Annotated in this window: 28 protein-coding genes; all 28 read left to right on the forward strand. The window is 36.0% G+C overall.

Features of this window, described 5'->3' with window-relative positions; genetic code table 11:
- Nucleotides 1-70 precede the first annotated feature (70 nt).
- Nucleotides 71-379, forward strand: a complete 309-nt coding sequence (gene rpsJ / locus HMPREF3265_RS01265; protein ID WP_015900978.1) for a 30S ribosomal protein S10 — start codon at nt 71-73, stop codon at nt 377-379.
- Between the two features lie 27 nt (nt 380-406).
- Nucleotides 407-1,069 carry a 50S ribosomal protein L3 gene (gene rplC, locus HMPREF3265_RS01270; protein ID WP_037549751.1) on the forward strand — a complete coding sequence of 221 codons (663 nt, stop codon included), beginning with the start codon at nt 407-409 and terminating at the stop codon, nt 1,067-1,069.
- A gap of 26 nt (nt 1,070-1,095) precedes the next feature.
- Complete coding sequence (rplD, locus tag HMPREF3265_RS01275) at nt 1,096-1,719, forward strand: 50S ribosomal protein L4 (protein WP_070442786.1); 624 nt, start codon at nt 1,096-1,098, stop codon at nt 1,717-1,719.
- Nucleotides 1,719-1,994: a 50S ribosomal protein L23 gene (gene rplW / locus HMPREF3265_RS01280; RefSeq protein WP_011275127.1), complete on the forward strand. Its 276-nt coding sequence runs from the start codon at nt 1,719-1,721 to the stop codon at nt 1,992-1,994. Before rplD ends, rplW begins: the two co-directional genes overlap by 1 nt.
- Before the next feature lie 39 nt (nt 1,995-2,033).
- The gene (gene rplB / locus HMPREF3265_RS01285; RefSeq protein ID WP_011275128.1) at nt 2,034-2,867 is read left to right on the forward strand and encodes a 50S ribosomal protein L2; all 834 of its coding nucleotides are present in this window, start codon (nt 2,034-2,036) and stop codon (nt 2,865-2,867) included.
- 64 nt (nt 2,868-2,931) lie between these two features.
- On the forward strand, nt 2,932-3,210 hold the full coding sequence (rpsS, locus tag HMPREF3265_RS01290) for a 30S ribosomal protein S19 (protein WP_001829710.1): 279 nt from the start codon (nt 2,932-2,934) through the stop codon (nt 3,208-3,210).
- A gap of 27 nt (nt 3,211-3,237) precedes the next feature.
- Nucleotides 3,238-3,591 (forward strand): 50S ribosomal protein L22, encoded by a 354-nt coding sequence (gene rplV, locus HMPREF3265_RS01295; RefSeq protein WP_001829734.1) that lies wholly within the window; start codon nt 3,238-3,240, stop codon nt 3,589-3,591.
- Between the two features lie 23 nt (nt 3,592-3,614).
- Entirely contained in the window at nt 3,615-4,268 is a 654-nt protein-coding gene (rpsC, locus tag HMPREF3265_RS01300; RefSeq protein WP_011275129.1) for a 30S ribosomal protein S3, read from the forward strand.
- A 2-nt stretch (nt 4,269-4,270) separates the two neighbouring features.
- Nucleotides 4,271-4,705 carry a 50S ribosomal protein L16 gene (rplP, locus tag HMPREF3265_RS01305; RefSeq protein WP_002432945.1) on the forward strand — a complete coding sequence of 145 codons (435 nt, stop codon included), beginning with the start codon at nt 4,271-4,273 and terminating at the stop codon, nt 4,703-4,705.
- Entirely contained in the window at nt 4,695-4,904 is a 210-nt protein-coding gene (rpmC, locus tag HMPREF3265_RS01310) for a 50S ribosomal protein L29 (protein ID WP_011275130.1), read from the forward strand. The genes rplP and rpmC overlap by 11 nt, the downstream gene beginning before the upstream one ends.
- A 26-nt stretch (nt 4,905-4,930) precedes the next feature.
- Nucleotides 4,931-5,194: a 30S ribosomal protein S17 gene (rpsQ, locus tag HMPREF3265_RS01315; RefSeq protein ID WP_011275131.1), complete on the forward strand. Its 264-nt coding sequence runs from the start codon at nt 4,931-4,933 to the stop codon at nt 5,192-5,194.
- 31 nt (nt 5,195-5,225) lie between these two features.
- Nucleotides 5,226-5,594, forward strand: a complete 369-nt coding sequence (rplN, locus tag HMPREF3265_RS01320) for a 50S ribosomal protein L14 (protein ID WP_002466492.1) — start codon at nt 5,226-5,228, stop codon at nt 5,592-5,594.
- A 35-nt stretch (nt 5,595-5,629) separates the two neighbouring features.
- Nucleotides 5,630-5,947 (forward strand): 50S ribosomal protein L24, encoded by a 318-nt coding sequence (rplX, locus tag HMPREF3265_RS01325; protein ID WP_070860885.1) that lies wholly within the window; start codon nt 5,630-5,632, stop codon nt 5,945-5,947.
- 25 nt (nt 5,948-5,972) lie between these two features.
- Nucleotides 5,973-6,512: a 50S ribosomal protein L5 gene (gene rplE, locus HMPREF3265_RS01330; protein WP_037549744.1), complete on the forward strand. Its 540-nt coding sequence runs from the start codon at nt 5,973-5,975 to the stop codon at nt 6,510-6,512.
- A 22-nt stretch (nt 6,513-6,534) separates the two neighbouring features.
- On the forward strand, nt 6,535-6,720 hold the full coding sequence (locus HMPREF3265_RS01335) for a type Z 30S ribosomal protein S14 (protein ID WP_001140799.1): 186 nt from the start codon (nt 6,535-6,537) through the stop codon (nt 6,718-6,720).
- Nucleotides 6,721-6,751: 31 nt separating this feature from the next.
- On the forward strand, nt 6,752-7,150 hold the full coding sequence (gene rpsH, locus HMPREF3265_RS01340) for a 30S ribosomal protein S8 (protein WP_011275134.1): 399 nt from the start codon (nt 6,752-6,754) through the stop codon (nt 7,148-7,150).
- Nucleotides 7,151-7,174: 24 nt separating this feature from the next.
- On the forward strand, nt 7,175-7,711 hold the full coding sequence (gene rplF / locus HMPREF3265_RS01345) for a 50S ribosomal protein L6 (protein ID WP_070860886.1): 537 nt from the start codon (nt 7,175-7,177) through the stop codon (nt 7,709-7,711).
- 31 nt (nt 7,712-7,742) lie between these two features.
- Complete coding sequence (gene rplR / locus HMPREF3265_RS01350; RefSeq protein WP_011275136.1) at nt 7,743-8,105, forward strand: 50S ribosomal protein L18; 363 nt, start codon at nt 7,743-7,745, stop codon at nt 8,103-8,105.
- A 20-nt stretch (nt 8,106-8,125) separates the two neighbouring features.
- Nucleotides 8,126-8,626: a 30S ribosomal protein S5 gene (gene rpsE / locus HMPREF3265_RS01355; protein WP_011275137.1), complete on the forward strand. Its 501-nt coding sequence runs from the start codon at nt 8,126-8,128 to the stop codon at nt 8,624-8,626.
- A 16-nt stretch (nt 8,627-8,642) separates the two neighbouring features.
- Nucleotides 8,643-8,822: a 50S ribosomal protein L30 gene (gene rpmD / locus HMPREF3265_RS01360; RefSeq protein WP_011275138.1), complete on the forward strand. Its 180-nt coding sequence runs from the start codon at nt 8,643-8,645 to the stop codon at nt 8,820-8,822.
- Nucleotides 8,823-8,841: 19 nt separating this feature from the next.
- Entirely contained in the window at nt 8,842-9,282 is a 441-nt protein-coding gene (gene rplO, locus HMPREF3265_RS01365) for a 50S ribosomal protein L15 (RefSeq protein WP_011275139.1), read from the forward strand.
- Nucleotides 9,282-10,574 (forward strand): preprotein translocase subunit SecY, encoded by a 1,293-nt coding sequence (secY, locus tag HMPREF3265_RS01370; RefSeq protein WP_011275140.1) that lies wholly within the window; start codon nt 9,282-9,284, stop codon nt 10,572-10,574. The genes rplO and secY overlap by 1 nt, the downstream gene beginning before the upstream one ends.
- Before the next feature lie 18 nt (nt 10,575-10,592).
- Nucleotides 10,593-11,243, forward strand: a complete 651-nt coding sequence (locus tag HMPREF3265_RS01375; protein ID WP_011275141.1) for an adenylate kinase — start codon at nt 10,593-10,595, stop codon at nt 11,241-11,243.
- A gap of 198 nt (nt 11,244-11,441) precedes the next feature.
- Entirely contained in the window at nt 11,442-11,660 is a 219-nt protein-coding gene (gene infA, locus HMPREF3265_RS01380) for a translation initiation factor IF-1 (protein ID WP_001829792.1), read from the forward strand.
- Nucleotides 11,661-11,691: 31 nt separating this feature from the next.
- Nucleotides 11,692-11,805: a 50S ribosomal protein L36 gene (gene rpmJ / locus HMPREF3265_RS01385; protein WP_001829709.1), complete on the forward strand. Its 114-nt coding sequence runs from the start codon at nt 11,692-11,694 to the stop codon at nt 11,803-11,805.
- 23 nt (nt 11,806-11,828) lie between these two features.
- Nucleotides 11,829-12,194, forward strand: a complete 366-nt coding sequence (rpsM, locus tag HMPREF3265_RS01390; protein WP_011275142.1) for a 30S ribosomal protein S13 — start codon at nt 11,829-11,831, stop codon at nt 12,192-12,194.
- 22 nt (nt 12,195-12,216) lie between these two features.
- On the forward strand, nt 12,217-12,606 hold the full coding sequence (rpsK, locus tag HMPREF3265_RS01395) for a 30S ribosomal protein S11 (RefSeq protein ID WP_000101625.1): 390 nt from the start codon (nt 12,217-12,219) through the stop codon (nt 12,604-12,606).
- A gap of 83 nt (nt 12,607-12,689) precedes the next feature.
- On the forward strand, nt 12,690-13,634 hold the full coding sequence (locus HMPREF3265_RS01400) for a DNA-directed RNA polymerase subunit alpha (RefSeq protein WP_070860887.1): 945 nt from the start codon (nt 12,690-12,692) through the stop codon (nt 13,632-13,634).
- Nucleotides 13,635-13,649: the final 15 nt, after the last annotated feature.

Here is a 13,649-nt window from a genome sequence, read left to right on the forward strand (position 1 = left end):
GGCGTTGTGTGAGATAGTTTTCGTGGAGAAGTCTATCACTTTTAAAGTAGACGAATAAGGAGGGAAAATTATGGCAAAACAAAAAATCAGAATCAGATTAAAAGCTTACGATCACCGTGTGATTGATCAATCAGCAGAGAAAATTGTTGAAACTGCAAAACGTTCTGGTGCAGAAGTTTCTGGACCAATCCCGTTACCAACTGAAAAGTCAGTTTATACAATTATTCGTGCGGTGCATAAGTACAAAGATTCACGTGAACAATTCGAACAACGTACTCATAAACGTTTAATCGATATTGTTAACCCAACACCAAAAACAGTTGATGCCCTAATGGGATTAAACTTACCATCTGGTGTAGACATCGAAATTAAATTATAATAGAAAATTTTAGGAGGTGGACTTTCGATGACCAAAGGAATCTTAGGAAGAAAAATTGGGATGACACAAGTATTCGGAGAAAACGGTGAATTAATCCCAGTTACAGTAGTAGAAGCAAGTCAAAACGTAGTATTACAAAAGAAAACTGAAGAAGTAGATGGTTATAACGCTATCCAAGTAGGTTTTGAAGACAAAAAAGCATACAAAAAAGATGCTAAATCTAATAAATATGCTAATAAACCAGCTGAAGGTCACGCTAAGAAAGCGGGCACAGCACCTAAGCGCTTCATTCGCGAATTCAGAAACGTTAATGTTGATGAATACGAAGTAGGTCAAGAAGTCACAGTTGATACTTTTGAAGCTGGAGACATTATTGATGTAACAGGAACTTCAAAAGGTAAAGGTTTCCAAGGTGCTATTAAACGTCATGGCCAAGGTCGTGGACCAATGGCTCACGGTTCTCATTTCCATAGAGCCCCAGGTTCAGTAGGTATGGCTTCAGATGCTTCAAGAGTATTCAAAGGCCAAAAAATGCCTGGACGTATGGGTGGAAATACAGTTACTGTTCAAAACTTAGAAGTAGTTCAAGTTGATACAGAAAACAATGTAATTTTAGTAAAAGGTAACGTGCCTGGACCTAAAAAAGGTTTCGTAGAAATACAAACTTCAATTAAAAAAGGTAATAAATAATAAGTAGCGAAAGGAGGAAAAGCATAATGGCTAATTATGATGTATTAAAAGTAGACGGATCTAAATCAGGTTCTGTTGAATTAAGCGATTCAGTATTCGCTATTGAACCAAACAACAGTGTTCTTTTCGAAGCAATTAACTTACAACGTGCTTCATTACGTCAAGGAACTCACGCAGTTAAAAATCGTTCAGCTGTACGTGGTGGCGGACGTAAACCATGGAGACAAAAAGGTACAGGACGTGCGCGTCAAGGTACAATCCGTGCTCCACAATGGCGTGGTGGTGGTATCGTATTCGGACCAACACCAAGAAGCTATGCATACAAAATGCCTAAGAAAATGCGTCGTTTAGCATTACGTTCTGCATTATCTTTCAAAGTTAAAGAAAACAACTTCACTATCGTTGATAATTTTGGTTTTGAAGCTCCAAAAACAAAAGAATTCAAAAATATATTAACTACACTTGAACAACCTAAAAAAGTGTTAGTAGTTACTGATAGCGAAGACGTAAACGTTGAATTATCTGCACGTAACATTCCTGGTGTACAAGTTAGTACAGCTCAAGGATTAAACGTTTTAGATATTACTAGCGCTGACAGTGTTATTATTACTGAATCAGCTGCGAAAAAAGTTGAGGAGGTGCTCGGATAATGGAAGCAAGAGATGTTCTTAAGCGCCCCGTAATCACTGAAAAATCTTCTGAAGCAATGGCTGAAGATAAATATACTTTTGACGTAGATACTCGTGCTAATAAAACACAAGTTAAAATTGCAGTTGAAGAAATTTTCGACGTTAAAGTTGCAAATGTAAACATCATCAACTACAAACCTAAGAAAAAACGTATGGGCCGTTACCAAGGCTATACAAACAAAAGAAGAAAAGCAATTGTTACTTTAAAAGAAGGTTCAATTGACTTATTCAACTAAACAATAAAATAAAAGTTACCATTAAGGAGGTAAGCGACAATGGCTCTTAAAAAGTATAAGCCAATAACAAATGGTCGTCGTAATATGACTAGTTTAGATTTCGCAGAAATCACGAAATCTACTCCTGAAAAGTCATTATTACAACCGCTACCGAAAAAAGCGGGTCGTAACAACCAAGGTAAATTGACAGTTCGTCATCATGGTGGAGGACATAAACGTCAATACCGCGTTATCGATTTCAAACGTAATAAAGATGGAATCACTGCAAAAGTTGATTCAATTCAATATGATCCAAACCGTTCAGCTAACATTGCTTTATTAGTATATGCTGATGGTGAAAAACGATATATTATTGCTCCAAAAGGATTACAAGTAGGCCAAGTAGTTGAGAGTGGTGCAGATGCTGACATTAAAGTTGGTAACGCATTACCATTACAAAACATTCCAGTTGGTACTGTAATCCATAATATCGAATTAAAACCTGGTAAAGGTGGACAATTAGCTCGTTCAGCGGGTGCAAGTTCACAAGTACTTGGTAAAGAAGGTAAATACGTACTAATCAGATTACGTTCTGGTGAAGTTCGTATGATTTTATCAACTTGCCGTGCTACAATTGGTCAAGTTGGTAACTTACAACATGAATTAGTTAATGTTGGTAAAGCAGGACGTTCTAGATGGAAAGGCATCCGTCCTACAGTTCGTGGTTCAGTAATGAACCCTAACGATCACCCACACGGTGGTGGTGAAGGTCGTGCACCTATCGGTAGACCATCTCCAATGTCACCATGGGGTAAACCAACGCTTGGTAAGAAAACTCGTCGTGGTAAAAAATCATCAGACAAACTTATCGTTCGTGGACGTAAGAAAAAATAATAACAACTTATTTGGGTGTGCGGCTTAATTGCTGCACGCACACAATAAGAAGGGAGGCGCCCAAATGGCTCGTAGTATTAAAAAAGGACCTTTCGTCGATGATCATTTAATGAAAAAAGTAGAAGCTCAAGACGGAAGTGAAAAGAAACAAGTAATCAAAACATGGTCTCGTCGTTCTACAATTTTCCCAAATTTCATCGGTCATACTTTTGCGGTATACGATGGTCGTAAACATGTACCTGTTTATGTAACTGAAGATATGGTAGGTCACAAATTAGGTGAATTTGCTCCAACTCGTACATTTAAAGGACATGCTGCAGACGATAAAAAAACTAGAAGATAATAAATAGAAGTAGAGGAGGAAATCCTAATGGAAGCAAAAGCGGTTGCTAGAACAATCAGAATCGCACCTCGTAAAGTAAGATTAGTTCTTGACTTAATTAGAGGTAAAAATGCTGGAGAAGCTATTGCTATTTTAAAATTAACTAACAAAGCTTCATCACCAGTAATTGAAAAAGTATTAATGTCCGCTTTAGCAAATGCTGAACATAACTATGACATGAACACTGATGAATTAGTTGTCAAAGAAGCATATGCAAATGAAGGACCAACTTTAAAACGTTTCCGTCCACGTGCACAAGGTCGTGCAAGTGCTATCAATAAACGTACAAGCCACATTACAATCGTCGTAAGTGACGGTAAAGAAGAAGCTAAAGAAGCTTAATAACTATTTAAGGAGGGAACACTGTGGGTCAAAAAATTAATCCTATCGGACTTCGTGTCGGAATCATCCGTGACTGGGAAGCTAAATGGTATGCTGAAAAAGATTTCGCTTCACTTTTACACGAAGATTTAAGAATCCGTAAATTCATTGATAACGAATTAAAAGAAGCATCAGTTTCTCACGTTGAAATCGAACGTGCTGCTAACCGTATTAACATTGCTATTCACACTGGTAAACCAGGTATGGTAATTGGTAAAGGCGGATCAGAAATTGAAAAACTTCGTAATAAATTAAACAACTTAACTGATAAAAAAGTACACATCAACGTTATCGAAATCAAAAAAATTGATATCGATGCTCGTTTAGTTGCTGAGAATATTGCACGTCAATTAGAAAACCGTGCTTCATTCCGTCGTGTACAAAAACAAGCTATTTCAAGAGCTATGAAACTTGGTGCTAAAGGTATCAAAACTCAAGTATCAGGTCGTTTAGGCGGAGCTGACATTGCTCGTGCTGAACAATATTCAGAAGGAACTGTTCCACTTCATACTTTACGTGCTGACATCGATTATGCACATGCTGAAGCAGACACTACTTACGGTAAATTAGGTGTTAAAGTATGGATTTATCGTGGTGAAGTTCTTCCTACTAAGAATACTAGTGAAGGAGGAAAATAATAATGTTACTACCAAAACGTGTTAAATATCGTCGTCAACATCGTCCTAAAACAACTGGTCGTTCAAAAGGCGGTAATTATGTAACATTTGGTGAGTATGGATTACAAGCTACTACAACATCTTGGATCACATCTCGTCAAATCGAATCTGCTCGTATTGCTATGACACGTTACATGAAACGTGGCGGGAAAGTTTGGATTAAAATCTTCCCACATACACCATACACTAAAAAACCTTTAGAAGTACGTATGGGTGCTGGTAAAGGTGCCGTTGAAGGCTGGATCGCTGTTGTAAAACCAGGTAGAATTTTATTCGAGGTTGCAGGCGTATCAGAAGAAGTTGCTCGTGAAGCACTACGTTTAGCAAGTCACAAACTTCCAGTGAAAACTAAGTTTGTAAAACGTGAAGAATTGGGTGGTGAAACAAATGAAAGCTAAGGAAATTAGAGACTTAACCACTTCAGAAATCGAAGAACAAATCAAATCTTCAAAAGAAGAGCTTTTTAACCTACGCTTTCAGTTAGCTACAGGTCAATTAGAGGAAACTGCACGTATTCGTACAGTTAGAAAAACAATTGCACGTCTAAAAACTGTTGCTCGTGAAAGAGAAATCGAAGAAAGCAAAGCTAATCAATAATAAATTCGAAAGAGGAGGTTACAAAAGTGAGTGAAAGAAACGATCGTAAAGTTTATGTAGGTAAAGTTGTTTCAGACAAAATGGACAAAACTATCACTGTATTAGTTGAAACTTACAAAACACACAAATTATACGGTAAACGTGTAAAATACTCTAAAAAATACAAAACTCATGATGAAAACAATTCAGCTAAATTAGGAGACATTGTTAAAATTCAAGAAACTCGTCCTTTATCAGCATCAAAACGTTTTCGTTTAGTAGAAATTGTTGAAGAGTCAGTAATTATTTAATACAAGATTAGAGATAAGGGAGGTTTAACTAATGATCCAACAAGAAACTCGTTTAAAAGTAGCAGACAACTCTGGTGCTCGTGAAGTTCTTACAATTAAAGTATTAGGTGGATCTGGTCGCAAAACAGCGAACATCGGCGATGTTATCGTATGTACTGTTAAAAATGCAACACCAGGTGGCGTTGTTAAAAAAGGTGACGTAGTCAAAGCTGTTGTCGTTAGAACTAAATCAGGCGTTCGTCGTAATGATGGTTCTTATATCAAGTTTGATGAAAATGCATGTGTCATTATTCGTGATGACAAAGGCCCACGTGGTACTCGTATCTTTGGTCCTGTTGCTCGTGAATTACGTGAAGGTAACTTCATGAAAATCGTTTCATTAGCACCAGAAGTACTTTAATTTATAAAAACCAAATCATTTAAGGAGGTGCCCACATGCATATCAAAAAAGGTGACAACGTAAAAGTTATCGCAGGTAAAGACAAAGGTAAAGAAGGTAAAGTAATCGCTACTGAACCTAAAAAAGACCGTGTCGTTGTGGAAGGTGTTAATATTATTAAAAAACACCAAAAACCAACTCAATTAAATCCTGAAGGTGGAATCTTAGAAACAGAGGCAGCAATCCATGTTTCTAACGTACAATTATTAGATCCTAAAACAAACGAACCTACTCGTGTTGGTTACAAATTTGTTGATGGTAAAAAAGTTCGTATCGCTAAAAAATCTGGCGAAGAAATCAAAACTAATAATTAATAACTAGTTGAAAGGAGGATCCACTTTGAACCGTTTAAAAGAAAGATACAATACTGAAGTTACTGAAAACTTAGTGAAAAAATTCAACTATAGTTCTGTAATGGAAGTACCAAAAATCGAAAAAATCGTTGTAAATATGGGTGTAGGTGATGCAGTTCAAAACTCTAAAGTGTTAGATACCGCTGTAGAAGAATTAGAATTAATCACTGGTCAAAAACCATTAGTAACAAAAGCAAAAAAATCAGTTGCAACATTCCGTTTACGTGAAGGTATGCCAATCGGTGCGAAAGTTACACTTCGCGGAGAAAGAATGTATGAATTCTTAGATAAATTAATCGCAGTTTCATTACCTCGTGTACGTGACTTCCAAGGTGTTTCTAAAACAGCATTCGATGGTCGTGGTAACTACACTTTAGGAATTAAAGAACAATTAATTTTCCCAGAAATCGACTATGATAAAGTAAGTAAAGTAAGAGGAATGGATATTGTTATCGTAACAACTGCTAACACTGACGAGGAAGCTCGTGAATTGTTAACAAACTTCGGTATGCCATTTCGTAAATAATCTCTAAAAGGAGGCTAATTAAGTGGCTAAAACTTCTATGGTTGCTAAGCAACAGAAAAAACAAAAATATGCAGTACGTGAATATACTCGTTGTGAACGTTGTGGTCGTCCACATTCTGTATATCGTAAATTCAAATTATGCCGTATTTGTTTCCGTGAATTAGCTTACAAAGGGCAAATCCCTGGCGTACGTAAAGCTAGCTGGTAATATATAAGAGTCTGAAAGGAGGCAACAATCAATGACAATGACAGATCCAATCGCAGATATGCTTACTCGTGTAAGAAACGCAAACATGGTGCGTCACGAGAAATTAGAATTACCTGCGTCTAACATTAAAAAACAAATTGCTGAAATCTTAAAAAGTGAAGGTTTCATTAAAAACGTAGAATACGTTGAAGATGATAAACAAGGTGTTATTCGTTTATTCTTAAAATATGGTCAAAACAATGAACGTGTTATCACAGGATTAAAACGTATCTCTAAACCTGGTTTACGTGTATATGCTAAAGCAAACGAAGTACCTAAAGTATTAAATGGTTTAGGTATTGCATTAGTTTCAACTTCTGAAGGTGTTATCACTGACAAAGAAGCTAGAAAACGTAACGTTGGCGGAGAAATTATCGCATACGTTTGGTAATAATAAATAAGGAGGTGCCATAACATGAGTCGTGTTGGTAAGAAAATTATTGACATCCCTAGCGACGTTACAGTAACTTTTGATGGTCATACTGTTACTGTAAAAGGTCCTAAAGGTGAATTAACTAGAACATTTAACGAAAGAATGACTTTCAAACAAGAAGAAAACACTATCGAAGTTGTAAGACCTACTGAGTCTAAAGAAGATAGAACAGTTCATGGTACAACTCGTGCTTTATTAAATAATATGGTACAAGGTGTTTCTCAAGGTTTCGAAAAAACACTTGAGCTTGTTGGTGTAGGTTACCGTGCTCAAATGCAAGGTAGTGACTTAGTATTAAACGTTGGTTACTCTCATCCTGTTGAAATTAAAGCTGAAGATGGCATTACTTTCGCAGTAGAGAAAAACACAACTGTTAGAGTATCTGGTGTATCTAAAGAACAAGTTGGAGCAATTGCTTCTAACATCCGTTCAGTAAGACCTCCAGAACCTTACAAAGGAAAAGGTATCCGTTACCAAGGTGAATATGTTCGCCGTAAAGAAGGTAAAACAGGTAAATAATAGATAACTCTCTTAAGAAAGGAGTAATACAATGATCAGTAAAATTGATAAAAACAAAGTGCGTTTGAAAAGACATGCTCGTGTGCGTACTAAATTATCAGGTACAGCTGAAAAACCACGTTTAAATGTATATCGTTCAAACAAACACATTTATGCACAAATTATCGATGATGTTAAAGGCGAAACTTTAGTTCAAGCTTCATCAAAAGATAAAGATATCGCAAGCGATTCAACTTCTAAAGTAGATTTATCTACTAAAGTAGGCGAAGCAATTGCTAAAAAAGCATCAGACAAAGGTATTAAAGAAATCGTATTTGATCGTGGCGGTTACTTATACCATGGTCGTGTAAAAGCTTTAGCAGAAGCTGCTAGAGAAAGCGGATTAGAATTTTAATTTAAAGGAGGGACAAATACATGGCTCGTAGAGAAGAAGAAACGAAAGAATTTGAAGAACGCGTTGTAACAATCAACCGTGTTGCTAAAGTTGTAAAAGGTGGTCGTCGTTTCCGTTTCACTGCATTAGTAGTAGTTGGAGACAAAAATGGTCGTGTAGGTTTCGGTACTGGTAAAGCTCAAGAGGTACCTGAAGCTATCAAAAAAGCTGTTGAAGCAGCTAAAAAAGATTTAGTAGTTGTTCCGCGTGTTGAAGGAACTACTCCTCACACTATCACTGGCCGTTATGGTTCAGGTAGCGTATTCATGAAACCTGCTGCACCTGGTACAGGAGTTATCGCTGGTGGTCCAGTTCGTGCTGTATTAGAATTAGCAGGTATCACTGATATCTTAAGTAAATCATTAGGATCTAACACACCAATCAATATGGTTCGTGCTACAATCAATGGTTTACAAAACCTTAAAAATGCTGAAGATGTTGCTAAATTACGCGGCAAATCAGTAGAAGAATTATATAATTAAGGAGGGAAAATAAATAATGGCTAAATTACAAATTACCCTCACTCGTAGTGTTATTGGTCGTCCTGAAACACAACGTAAAACTGTTGAAGCTTTAGGTCTAAAAAAGACTAATAGTTCAGTAGTAGTTGAAGATAACCCTGCTATCCGTGGGCAAATCAACAAAGTTAGACACTTATTGACAGTAGAAGAAAAATAATTAAGGAGGTGCCTATATAATGAAATTACATGAGTTAAAAGCAGCTGAAGGTTCACGTCGTGTACGTAACCGCGTTGGCCGTGGTGCTGGTTCTGGTAACGGTAAAACTAGTGGTCGCGGACAAAAAGGTCAAAAAGCACGTTCAGGTGGTGGCGTAAGACCTGGATTTGAAGGTGGACAATTACCTTTATTCCGTCGTTTACCAAAACGTGGTTTCACTAACATTAATCGTAAAGAATATGCTATTGTTAACTTAGACCAACTTAATAAATTTGAAGATGGTACTGAAGTAACTCCAGCTTTATTAGTTGAAACTGGTGTAGTTAAGAATGAAAAATCTGGTATCAAAGTACTAGGTAATGGCTCACTTGATAAAAAATTGACAGTGAAAGCTCATAAATTCTCAGCTTCAGCAGTAGAAGCAATTGATGCAAAAGGTGGAGCACACGAGGTGATCTAATGTTTCAAACGCTTGTGAGCTTCTTTAAAACTAAAGAAGTTCGAAACAAGATTTTCTTTACCTTAGCAATGTTAGTTATATTCAAAATAGGAACTTACATTCCGGCTCCAGGAGTTAACCCTGAGCCTTTTGAACAACAAGGTTCTGATCAAGGAGTCGCCGCTCTTCTTAATACGTTTGGTGGCGGAGCCTTAAAGAACTTTTCAATATTTGCTATGGGCATCATGCCCTACATCACCGCATCTATCGTAATGCAATTACTACAAATGGATATTGTTCCGAAATTCTCTGAATGGGCGAAACAAGGTGAAGTAGGTAAAAGAAAGCTTAGCAATGTAACACGTTATTTCGCTATCATTTTGGCTTTTATACAGTCAATTGGTATGGCATTCCAATTTAATAACTATTTAGGTGGTAAATTAATTATTCACCAATCTATTATGAGTTATTTATTGATTGCCGTTGTTTTAACAGCAGGAACTGCATTTCTAATTTGGCTTGGTGATCAAATCACTCAATTCGGAGTTGGTAATGGTATTTCTATCATTATCTTTGCAGGTATTTTATCAACTTTGCCTTCATCAATTATTCAATTCGTGCAACAAGCATTCGTTGGTAATGATGATACTACATTAGCATGGTTAAAGGTTATTGGTTTAATAGTAGGTTTAGTTTTACTCACAATTGGGGCTATTTATGTACTAGAAGCGAAACGTAAAATTCCTATCCAATATGCTAAAAAACAGTCTGCACAAAGATTAGGATCACAAGCAACTTATCTACCTTTAAAAGTTAACTCTGCAGGGGTAATTCCAGTAATTTTTGCGATGGCATTTTTCTTATTGCCAAGAACATTAACATTGTTCTTCCCGAAAGCTGATTGGGCGCAAACTATATCTGAATATGCAAACCCTTCAAACACTTATGGCATGATTGTTTATGTAGTATTAATTATCGCATTTACGTATTTCTATGCCTTTGTTCAAGTTAATCCTGAAAAAATGGCTGATAACTTGAAGAAACAAGGTAGTTACGTTCCAGGTATTAGACCTGGTGAACAAACTAAAAAATATATTACTAAAGTACTTTATCGCTTAACTTTTGTCGGCTCTATTTTCTTAGCAGTCATTGCGATATTACCAATATTAGCGACTAAATTCATGAGTTTACCTCAATCTATACAAATTGGTGGTACAAGTTTATTAATCGTAATTGGTGTCGCAATTGAAACTATGAAATCACTTGAAGCTCAAGTGAGTCAAAAAGAATATAAAGGCTTTGGTGGTAGATAATTTGTAGGAGGGCAATTTATGAATATCATTTTAATGGGTTTACCTGGCGCAGGTAAAGGAACTCAAGCGAGTGAAATTGTTAAGAAATTCCCAATACCACATATATCTACTGGTGACATGTTCAGAAAAGCGATTAAAGATGAAACAGATTTAGGAAAAGAAGCTAAATCTTACATGGATCGTGGAGAATTAGTCCCTGATGAAGTTACTGTAGGTATCGTTAAAGAAAGAATATCTGAAGACGATGCAAAAAAAGGATTTTTATTAGATGGCTTCCCAAGAACAATCGATCAAGCTGAGGCGTTAAATGATATTATGTCTGAGCTTGGTAGAAACATCGATGCTGTCATTAACATCGAAGTTCCTGAGGAAGAATTAATGAATCGTCTTACAGGTCGTCGTATCTGTGAAAAATGTGGTACGACTTATCATCTTGTATTTAATCCTCCAAAGGTTGATGGTATTTGTGATATTGATGGTGGAAAGCTCTATCAACGCGAAGATGATAATCCTGAAACAGTATCTAATCGTTTAAACGTTAATGTTAAACAGTCAAAACCTATTTTAGAGTACTATAATGAAAAAGGTGTGCTAAAAAACATTGATGGTGCGAAAGATATTGACGATGTAACCAAAGATGTCATTGATATCTTAGATCAATTAAAATAGATCAACTTAATACGGTCTAGATTTATGTGAATTTGATTAGGTTTCTCTGGCAAGAATTAATTTTCTGAGTGTCGAATGACGATAATAATTCCCGCATTTTGTTAAACTTATTTTAACTAGTCACTATATTAGATTCGTATCGTTGAAGTTGTCTATTGACGATTACCTTACTATTGTAAAAAGGGAGGAAGTTAATCAATGGCGAAACAAGATGTAATTGAATTAGAAGGTACAGTATTAGATACTTTACCAAATGCTATGTTTAAAGTAGAATTAGAAAATGGTCATGAGATTTTAGCTCACGTAAGTGGTAAAATTAGAATGAATTATATTCGTATTCTACCTGGCGACAAAGTAACTGTAGAAATGTCTCCGTATGATTTATCACGCGGTAGAATTACTTATCGTTATAAATAATCGTCACTCCATAATATAGGGAGGTATAAAAATGAAAGTAAGACCATCAGTTAAACCAATTTGCGAAAAATGTAAAGTCATTAAACGTAAAGGTAAAGTAATGGTAATTTGTGACAATCCTAAGCACAAACAAAGACAAGGTTAATAAAAGAGAGGTGTAAATAATATATGGCACGTATTGCAGGAGTAGATATCCCACGTGAAAAACGCATTGTTATCTCATTAACATATGTATATGGTATTGGTACTTCAACAGCTAAAAAAATCGTTGAAGAAGCTAACGTATCAGCAGACACACGTGTAAAAGATTTAACAGATGATGAATTAGGTCGTATTCGTGAAGTTGTTGACAGTTATAAAGTTGAAGGTGACTTACGTCGTGAACAAAACTTAAACATTAAACGTTTAATGGAAATTTCTTCATACCGTGGTATCCGTCACCGTCGTGGTTTACCAGTTCGCGGTCAAAAAACTAAAAACAACGCACGTACTCGTAAAGGCCCAGTAAAAACTGTAGCTAACAAGAAAAAATAATAGGTAAAGGAGGCAAATATAAATGGCACGTAAACAAGTATCTCGTAAACGTAGAGTTAAAAAGAATATTGAAAATGGTGTGGCTCACATCCGTTCAACATTCAACAATACAATCGTAACTATCACTGATGAATTTGGTAATGCTTTATCTTGGTCATCAGCTGGTGCATTAGGTTTCAAAGGATCTAAAAAATCAACACCATTCGCAGCTCAAATGGCTTCTGAAACTGCTTCAAAATCTGCAATGGAACATGGTTTAAAAACTGTTGAAGTAACAGTAAAAGGACCTGGACCAGGTCGTGAATCAGCTATCCGTGCATTACAATCAGCTGGTTTAGAAGTAACTGCAATCAGAGACGTTACTCCAGTACCTCATAACGGTTGTCGTCCACCAAAACGTCGTCGCGTCTAATTTATAATAGATTGTTAATGTTACAGGTCACTGAGCGAAACAGTTTAAAATTAAGTCGACGTAATTAAGGAGGATTTTTGTAAATGATAGAAATTGAAAAACCTAGAATTGAGACAATTGAAATTAGTGAAGATGCTAAATTCGGTAAGTTCGTTGTTGAACCACTAGAACGTGGCTACGGTACTACACTAGGAAACTCCTTACGTCGTATCCTACTATCTTCATTACCAGGTGCAGCCGTTAAGTACATTGAAATCGAAGGTGTTTTACACGAATTCTCAGCTATAGATAATGTTGTTGAAGATGTTTCTACAATTATTATGAACATCAAAAAATTAGCACTTAAAATTTATTCTGAAGAAGATAAAACATTAGAAATCGATGTTCGAGATGAAGGCGAAGTTACTGCAAGTGACATTACTCACGATAGTGATGTAGAAGTTCTAAATCCAGAACTTAAAATCGCAACAGTGTCTAGAGGTGGACATTTAAAAATTCGTCTAGTTGCTAATAAGGGTAGAGGTTACGCATTAGCAGAACAAAATAATACTAGTGATTTACCAATCGGTGTAATTCCTGTTGATTCACTATACTCACCAGTTGAACGTGTTAACTATACAGTTGAAAACACACGTGTCGGTCAAAGTAGTGATTTTGATAAATTAACTTTAGATGTTTGGACTAATGGTTCAATCACTCCACAAGAGTCAGTATCATTAGCTGCTAAGATTTTGACTGAACATTTAAATATTTTTGTAGGTCTTACAGATGAAGCTCAAAATGCTGAAATCATGATTGAAAAAGAAGAAGATCAAAAAGAAAAAGTACTTGAAATGTCTATTGAAGAATTAGACTTATCAGTACGTTCATACAACTGTTTAAAACGTGCAGGAATCAATTCAGTTCAAGAGTTAGCTGATAAATCTGAAGCTGATATGATGAAAGTTCGTAATTTAGGTCGTAAATCTCTAGAAGAAGTAAAATATAAATTAGAAGATTTAGGATTAGGATTCAGAAAAGAAGATTAATAAGTTAAAGGAGGT

It is taken from the genome of Staphylococcus sp. HMSC62B09 (assembly GCF_001839115.1).
Taxonomy (GTDB): domain Bacteria; phylum Bacillota; class Bacilli; order Staphylococcales; family Staphylococcaceae; genus Staphylococcus; species Staphylococcus haemolyticus.